The sequence below is a fragment of the Cupriavidus sp. UME77 genome (assembly GCF_014170355.1).
GTDB lineage: Bacteria > Pseudomonadota > Gammaproteobacteria > Burkholderiales > Burkholderiaceae > Cupriavidus > Cupriavidus basilensis.
Map to the genome: position 1 here is coordinate 29,576 of NZ_LZZU01000045.1, position 21,755 is coordinate 51,330.

General features: G+C 65.2%; 20 protein-coding genes. 15 read left to right on the top strand and 5 right to left on the bottom strand.

The genetic code is table 11. The features are described from left to right. Positions 1–136: 136 nt before the first annotated feature. Together A9975_RS17270 and A9975_RS17275 are read right to left on the bottom strand one after the other, a co-directional pair. Positions 137–1,804 (bottom strand): ShlB/FhaC/HecB family hemolysin secretion/activation protein, encoded by a 1,668-nt coding sequence (locus tag A9975_RS17270; RefSeq protein ID WP_183033906.1) that lies wholly within the window; start codon positions 1,802–1,804, stop codon positions 137–139. Between the two features lie 198 nt (positions 1,805–2,002). Further along, positions 2,003–3,574: a collagen-like triple helix repeat-containing protein gene (locus A9975_RS17275; RefSeq protein ID WP_183033907.1), complete on the bottom strand. Its 1,572-nt coding sequence runs from the start codon at positions 3,572–3,574 to the stop codon at positions 2,003–2,005. A 694-nt stretch (positions 3,575–4,268) separates the two neighbouring features. On the opposite strand from A9975_RS17275, the gene A9975_RS17280 reads away from it, so the two are divergent. From A9975_RS17280 to A9975_RS17345, 14 genes are all read left to right on the top strand, one after another. Beyond that, positions 4,269–5,444 carry a collagen-like triple helix repeat-containing protein gene (locus A9975_RS17280; protein WP_183033908.1) on the top strand — a complete coding sequence of 392 codons (1,176 nt, stop codon included), beginning with the start codon at positions 4,269–4,271 and terminating at the stop codon, positions 5,442–5,444. A 357-nt stretch (positions 5,445–5,801) separates the two neighbouring features. Further along, entirely contained in the window at positions 5,802–5,981 is a 180-nt protein-coding gene (locus A9975_RS17285; protein ID WP_183033909.1) for a Flp family type IVb pilin, read from the top strand. Further along, positions 5,982–6,494, top strand: coding sequence for a prepilin peptidase (locus A9975_RS17290; protein WP_183033910.1), 513 nt, complete (start codon positions 5,982–5,984; stop codon positions 6,492–6,494). Positions 6,495–6,582: 88 nt separating this feature from the next. After that, complete coding sequence (locus A9975_RS17295; RefSeq protein ID WP_183033911.1) at positions 6,583–7,047, top strand: TadE/TadG family type IV pilus assembly protein; 465 nt, start codon at positions 6,583–6,585, stop codon at positions 7,045–7,047. Positions 7,048–7,143: 96 nt separating this feature from the next. Further along, complete coding sequence (cpaB, locus tag A9975_RS17300) at positions 7,144–8,115, top strand: Flp pilus assembly protein CpaB (RefSeq protein WP_183033912.1); 972 nt, start codon at positions 7,144–7,146, stop codon at positions 8,113–8,115. 97 nt (positions 8,116–8,212) lie between these two features. Continuing rightward, on the top strand, positions 8,213–9,574 hold the full coding sequence (locus tag A9975_RS17305) for a type II and III secretion system protein family protein (protein ID WP_220810803.1): 1,362 nt from the start codon (positions 8,213–8,215) through the stop codon (positions 9,572–9,574). A 38-nt stretch (positions 9,575–9,612) separates the two neighbouring features. Beyond that, the gene (locus A9975_RS17310; protein WP_183033998.1) at positions 9,613–10,830 is read left to right on the top strand and encodes a pilus assembly protein; all 1,218 of its coding nucleotides are present in this window, start codon (positions 9,613–9,615) and stop codon (positions 10,828–10,830) included. 1 nt (position 10,831) lies between these two features. Then, entirely contained in the window at positions 10,832–12,148 is a 1,317-nt protein-coding gene (locus A9975_RS17315) for a CpaF family protein (RefSeq protein WP_150991529.1), read from the top strand. Next, positions 12,141–13,067, top strand: coding sequence for a type II secretion system F family protein (locus A9975_RS17320; protein WP_183033913.1), 927 nt, complete (start codon positions 12,141–12,143; stop codon positions 13,065–13,067). The genes A9975_RS17315 and A9975_RS17320 overlap by 8 nt, the downstream gene beginning before the upstream one ends. A gap of 12 nt (positions 13,068–13,079) precedes the next feature. Further along, positions 13,080–14,102, top strand: a complete 1,023-nt coding sequence (locus tag A9975_RS17325; protein ID WP_183033914.1) for a type II secretion system F family protein — start codon at positions 13,080–13,082, stop codon at positions 14,100–14,102. Positions 14,103–14,233: 131 nt separating this feature from the next. Continuing rightward, positions 14,234–14,989: a pilus assembly protein TadD gene (locus A9975_RS17330; protein WP_255503283.1), complete on the top strand. Its 756-nt coding sequence runs from the start codon at positions 14,234–14,236 to the stop codon at positions 14,987–14,989. A 77-nt stretch (positions 14,990–15,066) separates the two neighbouring features. Then, positions 15,067–15,426, top strand: coding sequence for a DUF3613 domain-containing protein (locus A9975_RS17335; RefSeq protein ID WP_183033916.1), 360 nt, complete (start codon positions 15,067–15,069; stop codon positions 15,424–15,426). Beyond that, entirely contained in the window at positions 15,423–17,150 is a 1,728-nt protein-coding gene (locus tag A9975_RS17340; protein ID WP_183033917.1) for a TadG family pilus assembly protein, read from the top strand. Before A9975_RS17335 ends, A9975_RS17340 begins: the two co-directional genes overlap by 4 nt. A gap of 38 nt (positions 17,151–17,188) precedes the next feature. Continuing rightward, a complete protein-coding gene (locus tag A9975_RS17345; RefSeq protein WP_183033918.1) occupies positions 17,189–18,559 on the top strand; it encodes a sigma 54-interacting transcriptional regulator in 1,371 nt (456 codons plus the stop codon). 33 nt (positions 18,560–18,592) lie between these two features. Here A9975_RS17345 and A9975_RS17350 read toward each other — a convergent pair whose 3' ends face one another. Then, on the bottom strand, positions 18,593–18,919 hold the full coding sequence (locus A9975_RS17350) for a hypothetical protein (RefSeq protein WP_150991512.1): 327 nt from the start codon (positions 18,917–18,919) through the stop codon (positions 18,593–18,595). 72 nt (positions 18,920–18,991) lie between these two features. Beyond that, positions 18,992–19,876 carry a helix-turn-helix domain-containing protein gene (locus tag A9975_RS17355; RefSeq protein WP_183033919.1) on the bottom strand — a complete coding sequence of 295 codons (885 nt, stop codon included), beginning with the start codon at positions 19,874–19,876 and terminating at the stop codon, positions 18,992–18,994. Positions 19,877–20,249: 373 nt separating this feature from the next. Between A9975_RS17355 and A9975_RS17360 the strand changes: the two genes are divergently transcribed. Then, positions 20,250–21,239, top strand: coding sequence for a tripartite tricarboxylate transporter substrate binding protein (locus A9975_RS17360; RefSeq protein ID WP_183033920.1), 990 nt, complete (start codon positions 20,250–20,252; stop codon positions 21,237–21,239). Positions 21,240–21,320: 81 nt separating this feature from the next. Here the strand turns inward: A9975_RS17360 and A9975_RS17365 are convergent, their stop codons facing one another. Beyond that, complete coding sequence (locus tag A9975_RS17365; RefSeq protein WP_183033921.1) at positions 21,321–21,665, bottom strand: NirD/YgiW/YdeI family stress tolerance protein; 345 nt, start codon at positions 21,663–21,665, stop codon at positions 21,321–21,323. Positions 21,666–21,755 lie beyond the last annotated feature (90 nt).

Consider the following 21,755-nt stretch of genomic DNA (forward strand, 5'->3'; position numbering starts at 1 on the left):
TTGCATCCATGCCGCAGAAATTCGGAAAAATCTGCAAAGCTAAGTGGAAAATTCCCAAAGACGCCTCGTCTTTGCTGTCCAAGCGCTACCGACTCGCCACTTGCGCCGTCACCTGCGCCGTCACCTGCGCCGTCACCTATTCAAACTGATAAGAGTAAGTTGCGTTCAGGCGCGGTGACCGGCGCGCGGCATTGATCGGCTTGTCGCCAACCGGCTGCGCCACCGAGACATCCAGCGTGTAGTAGCGCCGGTCCGAGAAGCGCAGGCCGATGGCCACCGACTGCAGCGTGCGGTGCACCAGCGACAAACTGTTCGAGTACACGCGCGCCATGTCTGTCAGCACGTAAGGCTGCACGGTCTTCAGGTAGGTCAGGCCAGGTGTAAAGAGGCGGTTGATCTCAGCCGACGCGCCCCAGCCCTTGTCGCCCGCCACCTCGCCGGCCGGATAGCCGAGCCCGAAGAAGCGGCCGCCAAAGCTGATCTGCTCGCTCGACGCCAGGCGCTGCCCGCTGTATTGGCCCGCGGCGGATACCGCCACGCCGAAGCCCCAGGGCAAGTCGGTGGCCTGCGACACCACCAGCCGGCTGCGCACGAAGTCCAGGTCGTTGACGTTGTTCTCACGGCTCGCGCCGAGCGCGTTCATGCCTTTGTAGACGCCTAGCGTGGCGCTGCGGGTCTGGCCCTCCTGCCGCTGCACGTAGGCGAGTTCCGCGCTCAGCACGCGCACATGCGTGGTCAGCGCGATCTGGCTGCCCGTGCCCGACTGCGTATAGCGCTCGAACTGGTCGTTGGCGTAGAGGCCGCCGGTAGCTGTTAGCGAATGCGCGTTGTTGAGGATCACCGGATAGCTGAGCGTGCCGCCGAGGCGCTTGGTGTCGTTCACATAGCGCGTATCAAAGCCGATCTGCGCCAGCGTGCCGTTCTGCGGCACGCCACGGTAATGCGAGGCGCTCAGGCGGGCCATCATGCCCTCGGTGCCGATCGGCTGGCCGTAGCTGGCGACGTAGTATTCCTCGTGGTCCGGGCCCCGGGGCGCCAGCGCGGAGACCGATATCTGTTCGCCCAGCGGCGTCAGGCTGTTGGTGGTGGCGGTGAAGATGCCTCGCACGCTCGGATCCTTGTAATCCAGGCCCATGCCAAACGTAAAAGGCTTGCGCTTGACCTCGAGCACCATCTCGCAGGCGCCGTCCGTGGTCTGTGGCGGCTGCACGGTAGCGGCCACCTGCATGCCGGGCTGCAGCGCCAGCACGTTGACGTAATGCTCGAAGGTCTCGCGGCGCAACGGCTGGTCTTGCATCAATTGCTCTGCAATGGCGCGCAGGCGGCCTTCGGCCGGGCCCGCTTCGCCGCGGATCGTGATGGTGGAAACATGGCCCTCCACCACGGTGACCAGCACATTGCCATTTTCGAAGCTCTGCGTCGGGACAAAGGCGAAGGACAGCGGAAAGCCGCGTTGCTGGTACATCTGGGTGACTTCATTTGCCACCGCCAGCAGCTGGCCCACCGTGATTTCCTTGCCGGCCAGCGGTGCGAACTTGGCTGCGATCTCCGCGAATGGGATCGCCTTCACGCCTTCGATCTGGAATCGCTGCGGCGTGAGCTTGCTGGTGAGCAGGTTTTGCAGCGCGGAGTCCGGGCGTTCGACCTGCACGGTGACATTGCTCTCGGGCGGGCGCGCGGGCGCGATGCTAGGCAAGGTTTGCGTGGGATCGCCCAGGATCGGGCTGCGTGGCTCCGCAAGGACACTGTTGCAGGCGCCGATGCCGAGCAGCAACGTGGCAACACGCAGTTGTGTGTGCGTCATGGTAATACCCCAGGATCCGTAAAAATCAGCATGCGGCTTTAACGCGCTGTGCCAATGACGCCAGGGGTGCCGCTACCCTTGGCGCTGCTGCGTGGCCGATCGCGTTCTCTTTTAAAAGGGGCGCGTTGAACGCGCCCCTTTTTTTAATTCTTACATGCAGGCGCATGAAGCGCGAAGCATGTATTGCCTGATTGACACTTAGCGCTTGCCGCCGAGGCCGCCCAGCAGGCCACTCACGAGGCCGGTAACCGGCGCCAGGGCGTTGTTGCCCGAGCCGCTGCCGCTGCTTGCGCCATTGCCGCCGGTGACGCCCGCGACGATGCCGGTAACCGGTGCAAGCGCATTGCCTGCGCCGCTACCCGAGGCGCCGCCGGCTGCGCCGGCGACCGTGCTCACCACGCCGCTGACCAGGTTGGTGACAGGTGCGAGCGGGCTGCTTGCGCTACCGCCGCCCAGGCCGCCGGTGAGCCCGCCGGTCAGGCCGCTGACCAGGTTGGTGACAGGCGCGAGCGGGCTGCTTGCGCTACCGCCGCCCAGGCCGCCGGTGAGCCCACCGGTCAAGCCGCTGACCAGATTGGTGACAGGTGCGAGCGGGCTGCTTGCGCTACCACCGCCCAGGCCGCCTGTGAGCCCACCGGTCAGGCCGCTCACCAGACTGGTGACGGGCGCCAGCGGGCCGCTTGCGCTGCCACCAGTCAGTCCACCCGTGAGGCCGCCCAGCAGGCCCGTGACCGGCGCCAGCGGGTTGCCGGTACCCGTGCCGCCGGGGTTGTAGACCACGCCGCCAAGCGCGGCCACCGTGCTGCCCGCACCGGCGACGATGCCGCCCACGCCCGATACCACCGGCGTGTTGGTCTGCTTGATCGTGTTGCCCGCCGTGGCCAGGCCGCCGCCAAGCGTCGCCAGCAGGTTGTTGACCGGAGCACCCAGGCCGGTGGCAGCGCCGAGCGTCTGCGTGGTGCTGGTGAGTTGCGAGGTGAGCGGCACGATGAGCTTGCTGACGCCGCCGGTGAGCTGCTCCACGGGGCCGGTCGAGAGGGCCGTGCCGAGCTGGGCGCCCGCGCCATTGACCGCGGTGCCGACTTGCGAAACCAATGAGCCCACCGGCGTGGTGACGGCTGCCAGGGGCGACAGCGGACCGCTGCCCAGGCCGCCGACGAGCGCGCCGGCATTGGTCACGGCATTGCCCACCTGGCTGACCACGCCGCCGGTGCTTGCCACCGTGGTGCCGAGCGGGTTGGTGGCGTTAGGGATGTTGCCCAGGCCGTTTTGCACGCCGTTGCCCAGGGTGCTGACCGCGGCGCCGAGCGAGCCGACCACGCCGCCCAGGCCATCCTTGGATTGGGTCGAGAGAATCGGCAGGTTGGTGTTCTTGATCTGCGTGCCGAGGTCGCTCACCACGTTGCCGGCCGAGGTCACGATGCCACCCGCCTGATTGACGATCTTGCTGGTCGGCGTCAGCGCGGCCGTGTTGCCGCCGTTATTGCCGCCATTGTTACCGCCGTTATTGCCACCGTTATTGCCACCGTTGTTCCCGCCATTGTTGCCACCGTTATTGCCGCCGTTGCTGCCACCACCCGTGCCGGCGTTGGTGCCCCCACCGGTACCGGTACCGCTGCCGCCGGTGGTGCCTGCGCTGGTACCGCCGCCATTGCCGGTGCCCGCACCACTGCCGGTATCCATGGACGTTGTGCCGCCACCGCTGGCGCAACCGCCGAGTGCCAACAGCGAGCCGAGCAATGCCGTGATGAGAATCTGTTGAGTACGCATGACCTTTTCCTTTTTTCTTCCCGTCGTGAAATCACGGAGCGCGTGGCGCATGCCGTGTTGTCACTGCATTGCGCAAAGGGTGTGCCAGTGCGTGCCCGCATGCCGCCGGCGCGCGCGCGGACGCCGGATAAAAGCGCGCCAAGCCTTGCCACGCCTGGGTTTGAAGAGGATGAGACATAGCCGGGAAAGGACCAGACATGAGCGCGCTGTGCGGTGTTTCGGTGTTACGCGTTACGTAACGCCGTGGCGCCCATACGGAACAACGCGGCCCTGTTCCCTGTGCCGTGGCCGCATGCCAGGCGTGTCGGCAACGTGTGGGCAGACAGTGCGTGCGCAGTTGCGCGTCGGGAACATCGAGGGGGGAACACGTTACGTAGCACGTAACACGCCGCGCGGCACGGGGCCGCCTTGTTGTGCAACGTGCCGCGTGACTAGCCCATGCTCGCCATCCCGCGTCAAACAACGGTTTGCGCCGCGGCGCCAGGGTTGATGGACTGCCTTGCCGACAGCGTGCCATGCGGGTGGCACGCTGCTTGCGGTATTGACTCCCGACAAGCGCGGCGCACAGCGCGGCGCGGAGCAAACGCCCTAGTCGTATTGCGATCCGCGCTCAAGGCTTCGCATGCATCGTCCAAGAGCCAATTCGATTGCAGTTCCAAAGGAGAACCTTCCGCAAGGAAGACCAGGAGATCCCATGAAAGCGCATTTCGCCCCGATGTCATCCGTGACCCTCGCCTGCGCCGCCGCACTGTTGCTGCTGGCAGGTTGCTCCTCAGGCGGCTCCGGCAGCGGCGCCAGCCCCACCGCCGTCGCGCCAACCACGCCCCCTCCGAACAAACCGGCTGCGGCGCCTGACACGACGCCCACCGCCAAGGTCACTGAAGGCGTGGGCAATACGGTGGTGGCAGCGGGCAATGCGGTGAGCGATATCGGCAAGCAGATCCAGGCTGCGCAAGTGCCGCTGCTGCCTGACGCCACGCGCAACGCGCTCGGCGGCGTAGTGGCAAACGCGGGTAACACGGTCGGCACGCTAGGCGTGGGTGTGCGCGACGGCCTTGGCAAGATGGGCGCAGTCACCGATCCGCTAGGCATCACCGTGTCCAGCACGGGCAACGTGGTGCAGAAAGCCGGCGTCACGGTATCGAGCGCGGGCGACCTCGTGAGCAGCCTCGGCACTGGGCAACTGGCGCCGCTAGGTGCGGTGACCACACCCGTGGGCGGCCTGGTCAATCAGGTTGGCGGCGCGGTGACGATGGCTGGCGGCAAGCTCGGCGAGGCGCTCTCGACCGGCCCCGTGGCGCAAGTCACCGGTAGCGTGAGCAAGGTGATCGTGCCGCTGACCACGCAGGTCACCACCGTTACGCAAACGGTTGGCGGCGCCACCGGCCTAGGCGCGCCGCTTGACAAGCTGCTGGCAACCCTTGGCAACTCCGTGGCCAGCGGCGGCAGCTTGCTGACCAATGCCCAGGCCCCATTGGTCTCCAGCCTCGGCGGTGTCGTGACCGAAGCCGGCAAGACCGTCGCGGGGACCGGCGTGCTGGTGCATGGCAACGGCACCGGCGGCAATCCGCTTGGCGGGCTGCTCAACAACCTGCCCCTGGGCGGCATTGCCGGCGGTGCCAGCTCGGGCACGGGCGCAGGCACAGCAGGCGTGCTGGCACCCGTGACCGGCTTGCTTGCAGGCGTGACGGGCGGCGCTTCCGCGGGCACGGGCACCGCCGGCGCGCTGGGGCCCCTGGCCGGTTTGCTGGCACCTGTGACGGGCGTGCTGAGCGGCGCGCGCAACGCCGCAGCGGGCGCGGCTTCGACGACATCGAGCACGCCGAACACGCCGGGGCTGACCAATCTGCTCGGCGGCCTGGCTCGTTGATTGTTGATCTGAATACGTCGAGTACGCCGAATAAGTCTTTACGGTGCGCAGTCGTCCTTACCCCGCGGCTGCGCATCCTTTTACATCACACCGCGCCACATGGCTCACCCGAACGGGTGTGGTATTTGGCGCGATTAGAACGTTTGCTCTTTAAAAAGACACTGTTTTCAAACGGACGTCAGCCCTTATGCTGAGACAACTATAACTCCAAGGGGGGGTATGGTTGATACATGGCTTTGATCTATAAATTCTTCACCAGCGTTACTGCTCGGTACTAGCCTGGCCAAAAGAGCGAGGCGGCATCGGAGGGGTAAGCGGACGCTGCGTGATGGAATAAATCAAAAACGGAGTGACATCATGAAAAACGCTTTGGCACGCTTTCTTCGGGACGAACAAGGGGCAACTGCAATCGAGTACGGGTTGATTGCGGGACTCATTTCTCTGGCTATTATCGGCACGGTCACCCAACTGGGCGTCGACATCGGTGCTCTGTTCACTCGCTTGAGCGGCAAGGTTACGGGCATTCTTGGTACCTAAGTGTTAGCCCTAATTGCCGCGCTTTTCTGCGCGGCAATCGTCTGGACCGATTTCGCTTATCGCAAAGTACCAAATGCCGTGCTGGTTGCCACGATCGTGGCAATCGGCCTGGCGCTTGCGTTCGGGCCGGCTTCTGAGCCTGTTCCTGGGCTGGGTTCGCGGTTGCTCGGCTTTCTGGTGGGCCTGCTGGTCATGTTGCCGGTTTATGCACTCGGCCGCATGGGCGCGGGCGACATCAAGTTCTTCGCTGTAACAGGCTTGTTTACTGGCCCCATGGGGCTGGTGACGGTATGGGTCGTCGGCAGCCTGCTGGCGCTTGCGCATGCTTTGCTGGTGCGCATGCAAGCCGGCACGGTCTGGGCTGTATGGCGAGACCATTTCGCAAGCTTGCTGCAGCGAGGAGGCGGCACTAGCGTCCCTGGCGCGCCGCGCAGTACCGCGGAGGAGCGCGGTATTCCGTACGCCGCGTACCTTGCGATCGGCTTGCTGGTCTGGATGATTCTGGGAAGGTAGCTGCCGCGCGGGCGACGGGCTGTTAGCCAACCGCCTGTCGCCCCGCGCCACCGGTCGGCGCAAAAAGTAAAAGATAACCGGGTGAAGTATGCCATTGCGGGGAAACCACGCCGTGCGGACACGCTCGTCCGGAACGGCTGCGCTTGAGTTTGCCATCGTGCTGCCGGTTTTTCTGGCAGTCGTGATCGGCATTGTCTATTTCGGCATCGTGCTGGCCTTGCAGCAGACGCTGACGCTTGCCGCGGAAGAAGGCGCGCGTGCAGCCCTGCGCTATCCCAGCGGGGCATCAGCCAATAACGCGGCCGCCACGCAGGCCCTGCGGGTGAGTGCGGCTTCGACGACGGCTTTGGCTGTGCTGCCTGCCTCCATCAGTAGCGTCATTTCCACCGCCAATATTGCCCAAGTTATTTCCTGCGCCAACCCGAGCGGCTCGGTCTGCGTCAGGGTGACGCTGAACCTTCCCTCAAGCGCGATCTTGCCGGTCATCCCCGGGGTACCCATTCCCACAACGCTGACTGGCAGCGCGACGGTGCAGCTGGCGCCTGACACATGAGAATCTGCCCACGCCACGAGCGGACACCGTTTGTCGACATGTGCCTAAGCCAGATTTCATCTATTCGAACCAGAGTATCCAAACCAGAGATTTAGCATGACCAGCAAACAGATCCGCGTGCTTGCCATCGCGCTGCTCGTCCTTGCCGCGTTGCTGGCGTTGCTCGCGTGGCGCGTGGCACGTACGCCGGCGAAACCAGCAGAGCCCGTGGCGGGAAGCACGCAGTCTTATCCGGTGGTGGTCACGGTGAAGCCGATTGAAGCCGGCAAGCCGGTCCCCGTCGATGCGCTCAAGGTAGAGCAATTGCCCATCAATCCGGCGGGGGCCTACACCGAGGTGGCCCGCGTCGCTGGCCAGGTGCCGCTGGTTGGCATCGGCGCGAACGTGCCGGTACTGGAAAGCCAGCTGCTGGCGGGCCTTGCCACTCAGGTGAAAGAGGGCGAGCGCGCGGTGGCGGTTGCGGTTGATGAGGTGATTGGCGTTGGCAACCAGGTGCAGCCGGGCGACTTTGTCGATGTGTTCGCGGTGTTCCGCCGCGATGGCCAGGAGATCGCAGGCAGCCAGGCGCGCATGCTGCTCGCGCGCTTGCGCGTGCTGGCCTATGGCGCCGGGACGGTCAATGAAGCCGTCAAGCCGGCGCCCGAGCAAATGATGGCGCGCCGCGAAGGCGCGAAGACCGCCGTGCTGGCAGTACCGGTGGCCAACGTCGGCAAGCTGGCTATCGCACAGCAAACCGGGCGCTTGTTGCTGGCCCTGCGCAATCCCGATGATCCGGATGTTCCCACCGAAGGCTTGTTTGAGGATCCCGCACCGGTCATGCAGGCAAAGGCGCAGGCAAAAGGCGGGGCGCCATCCGCAGTGCTGGCGCCATCCGATCGCGCAATGGCAGGCGTTGCACTATCAGGGATCGCAGGCGGGGCACGGGGTGACGCGCTTCCTGCCAAGGCAGCGCCATCGCCTGTCCCGGCACCCGCAGCCATCGCGCAGCGCGCCCATGGCGCGGGCGCGAGCAGCGTCGCGCAAAACAGTGTTGAGATGATCCGCGGCGGCAAGCGCGAGATCGAATGAAGCCAGCAACGCCGTCGTGGTCGAAGCATGCCTCGTGCACGCCCGCCGGATTGCATTTGGATTGGTGTTTTCAGTGTTACTTCTGGATAGTCGATTGATGAAATCCATTCTTGCCGGGGCCGCCACCATCATGGCTGTCTGCTGCAGCGTCCCCGCGGCGTGGGCGCAGCAGGCCAACGGCGGCGCGCGTGATCTGAAGCTGGTGGTGGGTAGCCAGCGTGAGCTACGTCTGAACAAGCCACTCGAACGCGTGGCGATCGGCAATCCTGCCGTGGCGGATGCGTTGCTGCTAAAGAGCGGCTCGGGTGCCAACGGCGTGCTGGTGGTGGCCAAGAAGCCGGGCGCTACCGAGCTGATGGTTTGGCCACGTGGCGACGCCGCGCAAACCTACCGGGTGCAGGTGGATGCGACGCGAGGCGAGCCCGGCGATCCCGACGTAGCGGTATCGGGCGGCGGCGCTTTGATCAGCGGCGAGGCGCGCGATGCGCAGGCTTCGCTGCGCGCGCAACTGGCAGCGCGCTCGGCCACCGCTACGGCCGAAGGTAAGGGTGGTGTGGTGATCGATCGCTCCACGATTCCAGTCAGCAGCACGGTACAGGTCGACGTGAAGGTGGTCGAGGTCAGCAAGACCGTGCTCAAGGAGGTGGGGTTCAATTTCTACCGGAACAACGGCGGCTTCGCCTTTGGCACGTTCTCCCCGTCGTCGCTGAACAAGTTCACCTTCACACCGCGAACGGACTCCACGCCGGGTTCGATCAGCGCCGACATCAGCTCGCCGATGAGCAGCGCCTTCAATCTTGTTGCGGCGTCACTGTCGCACGGGATCTTCGCCAACCTGAGCCTGCTTGAGAGCAATGGCATGGCGCGGGTGCTGGCCGAGCCGAGCCTGGTGGCGCTGTCCGGGCAGAGCGCGAGCTTTCTTGCCGGCGGGGAGATCCCGATCCCGGTGCCGCAGGCACTCGGCACGACCACCATCCAGTTCAAGCCCTTCGGCATCGGCCTGACCGTGACGCCCACCGTGCTGGCCAAGGATCGCATTGCATTGAAGGTGGCGCCCGAAGCCAGTGATCTCGATCCGTCACGCGGAATATCGATCAACGGTGCCATGGTGCCTGCCATCGTGACCCGCCGCGCCGACACCACGGTGGAACTCGGCGATGGCGAGAGCTTTGTGATTGGCGGGCTGGTGAGCCGTACCACGGTCAGCAACGTCAACAAGGTGCCTTTCCTCGGCGACTTGCCGATCATCGGCACTTTCTTTCGCAACCTGAACTTCAACCAGGAAGACCGCGAGCTGATGATCGTGGTCACGCCGCGCCTGGTGCGCCCGCTCGCCAAGGGCGCGGCGGCCGTGGCCGCGGTCAGCGAAGATGGGCGCACCAGCAGCAACCCTAATGTGTGGGGCCGGTACGTGCTTGGCGAATATGTCGATCCGACGCTGCCAGGGTTTTCCAAATGACATTGGGCAAGCAGGACGACGGCGCAAGGCAGGGTCAGATGGACTTCTTCCTGTTCAATACGGTACAGCCGGAGCCTCGCCAATGGCTGGCCAACGCGCTCGGCAACCTGGGCCGGCTGGCCGTAGAGGCTGGCCCGCAGGATGCCTTTGTGGAGCAGATCGCCACGGTCAACCCCGGCATGGTCTTTCTGCATTTTTCGCGGGAGCAGGCGCTGGCATCAAGCCGGCTGGCTGAGCACGTGACGAAGCTGTACCCGGGGTTGCCGCTGGTGGCGGTGGGCAACGCGGGGGAGCCGGACATCATGCTGGCGGCGCTGCGGGCGGGTGCCAAAGACTTCATCGACATGACCGCGCCGCCGGCTGGCGCGATCGAGATCGTGCGCAGGCTGCTGGCGGTGCGCGGCCACGCGGAGCCGGCGCGCCGGGGCAAGGTCGTGGCGGTGCTTGGCGCGCGCGTGGGCGTGGGTGCCACAACGCTGGCTACCAACCTCGCGGCGGCGGTGCGCAAGCGTAGCCATGGCGAAGTGCTGTTGATGGACCTGGGGCTGCCGTCGCGCGACGGCTCGCTTTACATGAATATCAGCCCGGGCTTTCACTTTGTCGAAGGCGTACGCAACCTGCGGCGCTTCGACCAGGTCTTTGTGCAGACCGCGCTGGCGCGCCACGGCAATGGCGTGGCCGTGTTGCCGTTGCCGGCCACGCTGGCGGAGATGCGGGATATCTCGTTCATGGAGGCGCTTGGGCTGCTGAATCGCCTGCGCGCCTTTTTTGACCTGCAGGTGGTGGACCTGGGCGGCTTTAGCAATGTCGACTTCATGGCACACCTGGTCAAGGCCGCCGATATGGTGGTGTTGGTGGTGGACCAGAGCGTGGGCGCCATCGTCTCGGCCGCGGAGTTGCTCCAGGAGTTGAAGAAGCGCGAGGTGGAGCGCGAGGACCTGCACTTGCTGGTTTCGCGTTTCGAGGCGCGCCTGGGCGTGGATGCCCAGCAGATCGCGCAGCGCCTGGAGGCGCCATCGGTGGGCACCTTGCCCGACCGGCGCGAGCCGCTGGTGCTGGCGCTCAACCGTGGCGTGGTGCTGGCCGATGACAGCCCCGCCGATCCCTATGTCCGTGCCATTGGCCAGTTGGTGGATCGGCTGGGATACCGTGCCGGCACTGCAAGCGAAGCTGGCTTGCTGGGCCGGGTAAAAGAAAAACTGCCCGAAGCGCTACGCGCCATGCGCGTGATACGCGCTGAGCGGGCTGGGAACTGACATGTCGCAAGCCATCGAATTCTCCGATAACTCCGCCGCGCCTTTTCCTGCTTCGCAGGAATTCCAGAACATCAAGGAAGCGGCCCATGAGCATCTGCTCACCCGCATTGAGGAGCTGGGCGCGGAGTTCGGCCGCTGGTCGCGCACCGCGATCAACCGCTTTGTCGACCTGGAGCTGGAGAGCTTCACGCGGCTGCGCCGCATCCCCATCAACGAGGCCGAGCTGCATCAGATCGCCGAGGCGCTGACCAAGGAGCTGGCGGGCTTCGGCCCGATCGAGGACCTGCTCAACGACCCGGCGGTGGAAGACATCCTGGTCAACGGGCACCTGGACGTCTATGTATCCCGGCACGGTGTGCTGGAGCGCATTCCCGTGCGCTTTGCCGATAGCGGGCATCTGCTGCGCATCGTGCGCCGCATCCTGGCCCCGATCGGGCGGCGGCTGGATGAGTCCAATCCCATGGTCGACGCACGCTTGCCGGATGGCGGGCGCATCAACGTGGTGATTCCCCCGCTGGCACTGGCCGGCCCGGTGGTGTCGATCCGCAAGTTCCGCAAGGACCCGCTGACGCCCGCGGACCTGCAAGGCCTGGGCACCATGAGCCCCGAGGTCAATGAACTGCTCGAGGCTGCCGTAAAGGCCCGCTGCAATATCCTTGTCAGCGGCGGCACCAGCTCGGGCAAGACGTCGCTGCTCAATGCGCTGGCCACCTATGTGCCCGACGGCGAGCGCGTGATCACCATCGAGGACACGGCGGAGCTGGCGCTCAACCATCCGCACGTGGTGCGGCTGGAGAGCCGCCCTGGCGGCTTCGAAGGCACGGGCGTGGTGTCGATCCGCGACCTGCTGCGCAACAGCCTGCGGATGCGGCCCGACCGCATCATCGTGGGCGAGGTGCGTGGTGGCGAGGTGCTGGAAATGCTGCAGGCCATGAGCACGGGGCACGATGGCTCCATGGGCACCATCCACTCGAGCAGCCCGCGCGAGTGCCTGTACCGCCTGGAGATGCTGGCCGGCTTTGCCGGCTTCCAGGGCAGCGAGGCCAGCCTGCGCCGGCAGATTGCCAATGCCATCGACTTTATCGTGCAGATCGGCCGGCTCTCCAATGGCAAGCGCCGCATCCTCTCGATCACGGAGGTCACCGGCCTCGGCGACAACATCATCTCGACCCAGGAGCTGTTCCGCCACGAGCCGTTTGTCGGCCCTGACGGCAATGAGGTGGACCGCTGGCTCTCGCTTGGCATCTTGCCGCATTCGCCCAAGCTGGCGCGCATGCGCCCGACCAACTTTGGCCTGGACGACCGCTTCGATGTCTAGCGCGGCGCTGGTCGTTGCGGCGGCCGCTCTCGTTTTGCTTGGACTGGGCCTGCTGCTGCTGTCCAGCGCCAAGGCACGCGCGCAGGAAGAGAGCGCGCGTGCGTTCTTGCAGGCGCAGACCGAGCAGGTCAAGGCACGCTATGCGGCTACGCCAGAGCCGCAAGCCGGCAGGAAGCAGCACGACCTGCGGCGCAAGTGGGCGGATTTCCTGCGCCGTGCGGACCTGGCGCCGACGCGGCGCACTTATGGGCTGTGGGGTGGTTCCATCATCGGCTTAGGGCTTGTGGGCGTTGCCATGGGCGGCTGGCTGGCTGCATTGGCCGCGCTGTCGATCGGGGTGGCGATCCTTTATTTCATGCTCTGGAACCGATCCCGTCGTACCGGGCAGCGACTTCGCCAGCAGTTGCCGTCGTTTCTCGATGCGGTAGTCCGGATGATGAGCATCGGCAGCAGTGTGCCTTCGGCCTTTCAGGCTGCCATCGGCAATACCGAGGCGCCATTGCGCCAGTGCCTGGTACAGGCCATCCACTTGCAGCGCGCAGGCAAGGAACTGGATCAGGCGGTCTTGCAGGTCGCCCGGATCTACCAGGTTGACGAACTGATGCTGCTGTCTTCCGTGCTACGTCTCGCGGTGCGCTACGGCGGCCGCGCGGATATTGTCATGGAGCGTACCGCCGCCTTCATGCGAGACCGCCAGCAAGCGCAACAGGAACTGCATGCGCTGTCGTCCGAGACGCGATTGTCGGCCTGGGTGCTTGGCTTGCTGCCGATGGTGGTGGCCGGGATGATATTCGTGATGAATGCTGCCTACATCATGATGATGTGGCGCGATCCGGCCGGCAAGACGCTATTGCTGGTTGCCGTGATACTGGAAGTGATGGGGGCGGCCATGCTCTATCGCCTGGCCAAGTCGGTATAGGAACAAGGGACCATGGATAGCACTACCTTGATCTCGCTGAGCCTATGCGCGGCGGCCATCGGGCTGGCCGCCCTGGCCTTGCCGCTGGTGGCGCAATGGCGGCAACGTCACCGCGCCGAGCGCACCATCGACGCTGCGCTCTCGCGACAGGCGGCCGCCGCTGCTGCTGTGCCGGACGCTCCCGCCACGGCTGCGCCCAGCGCAGCCAGCGCTGCCAATGCTGGCGGGGCCCAAGGCGCCGGCGCTCGCATTGGCGCGCGGCTGGGCAGCCAGCTTAGCAAGCGCTTTGACCAGCGTTGGCTTGAGTCGCCTTTGGGCAAGGCCGTGGTGACGGTCGAAGAACAGCGATTGCTTGAGCAGTGTGGCTTCTACGGTGACAAGGCCCGGGCCATATTTGGGGGGCTGCGCCTGTCATTACCGGCGGTGTTGGCGGCGGGAGTCTTTGCATGGCGCTTGCCCACATCGCTGATGGGCGCAATGACGTGGGCCTTCGTCACGTTCGCAGTGTTTTTCCTGGCGCCGAAATGGGCGTTGCAGCGCCGGGCCAGCAGCCGCATGTTGCGCCTGGAGGATGAGTTGCCTGTGCTGGTCGACATGCTGCGCCTGCTGCAGGGTGTGGGGTTGTCGATCGATCAGAGCCTGCAGGTGATCGTGGCGGAGTTCGGCAGCATGCTGCGCGTGCTTGGCCCTGAGTTGATGCGTGCCAACCAGCAGTTTGCCTCGGGCCGGTCGCGCGACCAGACGCTCCAGCGCATCGGGAAGTTGTTCGACAGCGAGGACCTGAAAAGCCTGATCACCATGCTGAGCCAGGTGGATCGATTCGGCGGGGCCGTCCAGGAGCCGCTGCGGCAATTCGGCCTGCGCCTGCAGGAATCGCGCAAGGCGCGCATGAAAGAACAGGTGGGGAAGCTGACCGTGAAGATGACTGCTGTCATGGTGGTGACCATGCTGCCGGTGTTGCTGATCATCACGGCCGGACCAGGCTTTTTGGGCGTGATAAGAATGCTGGCGCACATGTCGGGGGGATCGAAATGAACAAGCAAGACAAGCGCTCAGGAAGCAAGACGAGATATCGATCGCGTTGGCTCGCGCACTCTTCAACTGCGCTGGGGTCTGTGCTGGCCCTGGCCGTGCTATCCGGCTGCGGTACCAGCCTGGCCACCCGCATGAGCGATCAGGCCGATGCCCAGGTGGAACTGTCCAAGCTGCGCGACAAGCAGGACCTGGCCATCTACGACGATAAATCGGTCTACCTCGGCCTGATCGGCAAGATGCAGGAAGAGGGCCTGTACTTCGCGTCGCTCGCGCATATCGACGTCTACGAGAAGCGCTTCGGCGCATCGCCGGCGATGACGCTAATGCGCGCGGACGCCTTGCGCGAGACCAATCAGGATGCCGCCGCCGAGCAGGCTTATCGCAGCCTGGCCGGCACTGAGGTGCAGGCGCGGGCTTACCACGGCCTGGGCCTGATCGCCGGCCGCAGGAACGACTTTGCTGCTGCCGCGACAGAGTTTCAATTGGCAGCCGGCGCGGATCCCACCAACGCGCAGGTGGCCAATGACCTTGGCTACGCGTTGATGCGCACGGGTGCGTTGCCCGAGGCGCGCGTGCCGGTGATGCAGGCCCTGCAGCTCGATGGCAAGAACCCGCGCGTGGTGAGCAACGCGGCGGTCTGGCTTGCAGCCGACGGCAAGCGTGACCAGGCGGCGTCGCTGATGCAGCGGGCCGGCCTGCCCGAGGCAACGCGCAAGGCGGTGTTGCAGGAAGCAGAGCGGGTCCGGCGCGCGAGCGCGCAACGCGAACGCGTCGCCGCGCAGCAGGCCGTGGCGCAGACCGCGCCACAATCGGCCCGGCTTGCCGCCGCCGGGACACCCGGCCCGAACCATCAGCGCCTGACCGACATCATCCAGGCCACGCCATGAGAGATCGCCGGATGGCACAACCTCGCAATACCCGATACCCGGTGTCCGCGCCGACGGCACCAACCCAGGAGATTTCCATGAACCAGACCGGAACAAGAAGCCTGCGCGGCCATGCCCGCCGCGGCGGACTGGCGCTTGCGATCGCCATGCTCGGGTTGGGCGCCTTCCCCGCCGAGGCCCAGACCGATGCACCTGCAACACCGTCGGTGCGACCGGCCCGGCAAGAGGTTGGCCCGCATACCCGTGGCATCCTCGAGATCCAGCGCAGTGGCGCCCAGGCTGGCGAGCTGCAGGTCTTGCATGGGGAGCAGGCAGCCCTGTCCTACCAGCGCTATATGGCGACGTTCACCTATCCGATCCCCGAGTTCTACACGGGCCAGGCGGGATCGAAAAATGGCGCCGGCGGCGGCGCGGGCCAGGGAGTGGCCGGCCGATGATTCGCTGCTGCTCGCATCTCGTCGCCGGGCGCCGACGCGGGCAGCGCGGTGCTATCGGCGTGCTTGGCGCCCTGCTGCTGGCGACGGTTGCGATCGGTTCGCTGGTGTCGATCGATGTCGGCCATGTGTTCTACCGGCAGCGCCAGTTGCAAAAGATCGCCGACATGGCCGCACTGGCCGGCGCGCAGCAACTCAAGCAAGCCGCGGCTGCAGCCACGGTGTCGGCCAATGTGCTGAGCGCCACGCAATCGGCCGGCGCGCAGAATGACTACGCCGGCACGGCGACGGTCAATTGCAGCGCAGCGGGCAGCGGCGATGCCGACGGCATGCGTGTCTGCCTGGGCGTATGGGATCCGGCTTACAGCACCGGGAGCGACACCGCACGGCACTTCAACGCCGGCTACGACACCACCAAGCTATCGGCAAACGCGGTGCAGGTGGTCGTGACCCAGACCGTGCCGATCCTGTTCGTGATTCCCGGCAGCGCGTCGCGCCAGTTGCGCGCGGAAGCGATTGCCAATGCGAGCCCGCCGGTGGCGTCGTTTTCGTTGGGTAGCAGCCTGCTGGATTTCAATTCCGCGAATAGCCTGCTGAGCCTGTTGCTGGGCAGCTCCGTCAAGTTTTCCGTGCTGGACTGGCAGGGCCTGCTCAACGCCAATGTTACGCTCGACCAGTTGCGCCTGAAGCTGGGTGTCGGCACCATTGACCAGTTGCTGAAAACTTCGCTGTCGATCCAGCAATTCTATGCGCTGGTGCTGAGTGCGGCCGGCAAGGATGCGCTGCTGTCCACCGCGCTGGGAAGCCCACCGACGCAGCTCGGCCTGAGCGGAGTGCAGGCCAATGTCGGGCTGGGCCAACTGCTCAATCTGGGCGTGCTGGCGCCGGCCGCCTCGTCGGCGGCCGATGTGGCGCTCAACGTCGCCAGCTTGCTGACGCTCGGCGCGCAGGTGGCGAATGGCAATTCGGCTATCCAGCTGCCCCTGAACATCAATCTGCCGGCGGGTATCGGCGGCGTGGACGCCAATTTGTACATCGTAAGGCCGCCGGTGATGGCGGTGGGGCCGGCCCGGCAGTTGAGCAGCGCGCCGCCGACCTGGCAGACGACGGCGCATACGGCGGCAGTGGGCTTGCGGCTGGCGGTGGCGCTCAACGTGGGAGGGGGTATCCTGCCCCAGATCGTGACACTCAATGTGCCGCTCTATGTGGAGCTGGCCGAGGCCACGGCTTCGCTGCAGAGCATCCAGTGCGCAGCGGCGCGGGCGGATTGCCGCGCCACGCTGAGCGTGAACACTGGCGTGGTCAAAGCCTGCCTGGCGGCGGCCAGTGGCAGCGGCTGCGCTTCGGGTCCGGTGACGCTGGTGAACCTGGACTTGGGCCTGTTGGCCGTGAATATCACTGCGTCGGGCAGTCCGCGTATGGGTGTCGTTCCTGTCAATACGTCGACCATGACGCTGGCGCCGGGACAGAGCGCGAGCGTTTCCACGAGGTCGGTGCTGAGCGGCGTGGCGGCCGACGTGCTTGACAACCTGAACCCGGTCATCACGGTGACCGTGCTTGGGCTTCCCGTGACCCTGCCATTGCCGCTGAGTGCCTTGCTGAGGCCACTGTTTGCCTTGCTTGATCCCATCGTCACTGCCCTACTCAACCTCCTGGGTCTCGACCTCGGCGGCGCCACGGTCTGGATGCAAGGAATCGACTGCAACAACGCCGAGCTGGTGTTCTGAGCCATGCAGCAGGCTAATCGCTATACGGCGGAAGACAGATGAAGACAGATCGCTGGGCTTACGAGAGCCTTGAAGTATATGTATGGGAAGGCAAGTCAGACATTGCCGACCGTGTGTCGCGTTTCCTGTCGCCGCTTGGCGTGGACGTGATCCGCGCGGGCGCGCTGGAGGCCTTGCCCGCGGAGCCGCGGCTCAAGCCGTGCGTGGCGGTCATCAGTGTCTCGGTGATCGGCGCGGCGAAGTTCACCGCGCTGGACTGGGAGGCGGCCCACGGCATGCCCGTGGTGTGGGTGGCGGCGCCGGGGCGCGAGACGGATCCTGGGCGCTTTCCCGCGGAGTATGCGCATATCCTGGCCGACGATTTCACGGGGCCAGACCTGCGCAACCAGATCGGCAAGCTGCTGCCGCAGTTGCTGGCGGCGGCCGAGCCGGCGAACGCGGTGGCGGATCTGGTGGCGGAGTCGCCCGCCATGCAGCAGTTCCTGTCGCAGGTGGAGACCTTCGCGGATTTCGGCAGCAACGTGATGCTGTATGGCGAGACCGGCGCGGGCAAGGAGCGGATCGCGCAGCGCTTTCACGAGCGCAACAACATCTATGGCAAGGGACCGTTCGTTGCCGTGAATTGCGGAGCGATTCCCGATGGCTTGTTCGAGTCGCAGTTCTTCGGCCATGCCAAGGGCGCGTTTACAGGCGCCATGTTCGCGCACCGCGGCTTCTTCGAGCAGGCCAACGGCGGCACGCTGTTCCTGGATGAAATCGGCGACCTGCCGCTGTTCCAGCAGGTCAAGCTGCTGCGCGTGCTGGAGGAGAGCGCGCTGACCCGGCTGGGCTCGACCATGCCGGTCAAGCTGGATTTCCGCCTGGTCGCGGCCACCAACAAGGATCTGCGCGAGGCCGTGTCGCAAGGCCGCTTCCGTGCGGACCTGTATTTCCGGCTGGCGGTGATCGAGCTGCGGCTGCCCAGCCTGGAGGAGCGGGGCGCCGTCGATAAGGTGGCGTTGCTGGTGTCGTTCCTCAAGCAGATGCTCGGGGCCTCAGGGCTGGACGCATTGCCGCCCGTGCCTGACTGGCTCAAGGGTGCGGTGGGCACGGCGTTCTTCACGGGGAATGTGCGCGAGCTGCGCAACCTGGCCGAGCGCATCGGCATTACCGTGCAGCAGACCGGGCATTGGGACGAGGCGCGGATCCGGCCTTTGTTCCGCAGCCTGCGTCCGGGTGCGTTCGATAGCAGCGAGCGCACGGCCGACTGGCGCGGCGAGACCGAGGAGCGCCGCCGCATTGTGGCCGCGCTGGACGCCAATAGCTGGCGGCGCCAGGATACGGCAGCCAGCCTTGGCATCAGCCGCAAGGTGCTATGGGAGAAGATGCGCAAGTTCCAGATCGCCGACAACGAGGCCGAGCCGGCGTGAATTGTCCCCGTCCTTGCACGGGGGCGCTGCGCCTCAGAACGTCTTCTTGCCGCCCTGGTAAGCGCTGACGATGCGGTTCATTTCCGCCAGCAGCGCGGCGCTCTCGCCGTGCAGCGTGCGCGCAATGCCTTGCATGTAGCCGAGCAGTTCCTGCTTGGCGGCTTCGGCAAAGTCCATGGTCACTGCCTGGTCCTCGTACAGCAGCACGTACGAGCGGGCGAAGCCGTACAGCAGGAAGTAGGCCGCGGCGTGTGCGGGGTCGGTGTCGATCAGCTCGCGCGTGGCTTTCTTCACCGTCACGAAAGCGTCGGTGCCGGGGAGCGAATCCTGGAATTGCTGGAGGGTGGTTTCAAGCGTCATGGCGCAATATCGGTTAGTGAAAACGGGTTCGGTAGATCAAATGAAAATGGCTGCATGGCGGATCGCGCCCGCTCATACGCTGTTCAACATGCGCCGCAGCAGCGCGGCGCCATCGCGCCCCTTGTAGGCGCGTTGCCATAGGTCATTGACCATGGTGGTGTAAAGCCGCACCGCCTCGGGCGCTGCGGTCACGGTGGCGATGCCAGTGGACACGTTGGGAAACTCGCCGAAACGAAATGGGCTGGTGGCCACATAAGCCTTGCCGGGCCGCTCGAAGACCTGGAAGGTCACGTTGGGCATGCTGCCGTCGACGATGCCGATCTGCAGGCCGATGGGCTGCGCGTCCAGCAGGTCGATCACGCGCTCGATCTCGCGCCGGGCTGCCAGCGAGCGCTCCATGCGCACCGCGGGCGGCAGGTCCAGCCGTCCCACCAAGCCAAAATGCACGAAGCGCTCCAGCGAACGCAGGTCGATCAGGCTGGTGATGGGCGGCACGCTGCGCGCGAACGATTGCTTGCGCTCTTCCAGCAGGTCCAGCAAGGCGTCGATGGTTGCGGCTGGCGCCGGCTGCGGGCTCTCCGCCAGCATCTGGCGCAGGTGGCCGGCGTAGTCGGGCGAGGTCAGCAGGTAGGAGATCGGCTCGAAATGGGCCAGGATGCGCGTCGCGCCGTGCTCGAGCTGGCGCATGCGCTCGATATACGCCACGGCCGAGTAGTAGTACTCGGACTCGACCCCCAGCATGGAAGCCAGCGAGGTGCCGAGCAACTGGGCGAGACGGCCAAGGGTCTCGATCTTGACGATGTCGCCCTTCTCCATGCGATAGATCGCGGCCCGCGATACGCCGAGCTGTTCGGCGATGGCTTCCGCGCGCATACCCGCGCCTAGACGGTACGCGCGCAGGCGATTGCCGATTTCAACGAAATCAACCATTGGGCCGGCAGCGAGCGGAGCGTCCATCCTCGGGGAATCTCAAAAAGAAGACAAGGCCCATCCTAGCATGGGCCGTGGCCGGATGGCGAGAGAAGCATTGTGTTGGAATGGCATGCCGTCGCGCTTCCCTATGTTCAAGGCATCCGTGCTTCCGGACGATATACCCTCGACAGCCGGATGATCCGGATCAGTCGCATTTTGTGCATCAATATGTCTTTTATGCTCGATTGTGGTGCATGACGGCGGCATCAATGCTCGTATAGTCTCGTAAACGAGACTTGGCTAGTTTTTTGGATGGCATGTATATTGCGATCCGCATCATGAGGCCGGCAATCCGCTGGTTTCCCGCATCACGCTTGCCACACCAAAGGAGCGCCTCAGGCGCCAGAAAAGGAATCCGATGAAGAAGTCCCTCGCCACGGCGCTGTCCGCCGCCGTCACGATCGCTACGACCGCCACGCTGACCCTGGCCGTAGCGCCTGCCCAGGCCGCCGGTTATCCGGACCGGCCCATTACCATCGTCGTGCCCTATGCCGCAGGCGGCAGCAACGACCTGGTGGCGCGCGTGCTGAGCCAGCGCCTTGGCCAGGACCTGGGTGTATCGGTGGTGGTGGACAATGCGCCGGGCGCCAGCGGCACCATCGGCGCGCTCAAGACCATCAATGCGCCGGCCGACGGCTATACGTTGCTGCTGGGTTCCAACAGCGAAATCTCGATCGCCAAGCTGACCAACCCGAAGATCAAGTACGACGGCCAGCGGGATCTCGTGCCCTTGCGCATGGTGGGCTCGCAGCCCATGGTGCTGGTGTCCGGCGCGCATTCCGGCATCCAGGGCGTGGCCGGTTTTCTGGCGCTGGCCAAGAGCAAGAAGCCGGTGAACTACGGCACCTCGGGCATCGGCACGCCGCTGCATCTGTCGGGAGAGCTGATCCGCGGCGCCAGCAAGGTTGATATGACCCACGTGCCATACAAGGGCGGCGCGCCGGCCATCGCCGACCTGATGGCAAACCAGATCGAACTGGGCGTGCTGGTGCTGTCGACGGCGTTGCCGCAGATCAAGTCTGGCAAGCTGCAAGCAATTGGCGTGACCTCGGCCACGCGCTCGCATGCCGCGCCCAATATCCCGGCGCTGGCGGAGAACAAGACACTGGCCAATGTGGACATGCGCCTGTGGTTTGGCTTTTTCGCGCCGGCCAACACGCCCAAGGCGGTGACCGACAAGCTGACGGACGCACTGGCTCGCGCCATTAACGCGCCGGAAGTGAAGAGCAAGCTGTCCGAATCGGGTGTCGACATCGATGCGAAGGACGCCGCCGCCTTTCGCAGCTTTATCGCCAAGGAAACCGAGTCGTACCGCAAGATCGTGAGCGAAGCCAATATCCAGGAATAATCCGGATTCCAGGCTTCCAGACGTCGGTGCGGCGATGCCCGGGTGATTACGGCCCGGGCATCGCCGTTTTGGCGCCATGCATCAAAGAATGCGGATCTGCTTGACCTTGAACTTGGAGTCGCCGAAGAGCTGCTTGTCGTATTCGCCCAGCAGTTCCACTTTGGTGGTTGCGTCCACCGGCTTTCCGGCAGGCCACAGCTTCTTGTCGATCTTGATCCGGATCTGGCCGGTGCCGTCGTCGAACTGGTAAAGCTCGTGGCCCACGCCGCCGATGATCTGTCCGCGCAGCACGGCGTGCTGGTCATCCTTGCCTTGCTCCGTCAACGCCTTGACGGTGGTCGTTGGAACCGTGGTTGGGCCCACGTACTGTGCTTGTGCCAATGCGGCCGTAGCCGTCAGTGCTGCCGCGATCAGGATGCGTTTCATGGTTTCTCTCTCAGGTATGGTATGAAACATACCGGCTGGGGGGGCGGCAACCTGGCCAGCCCGTTGTGCCGGAGGCGGTGCTTTTGCACT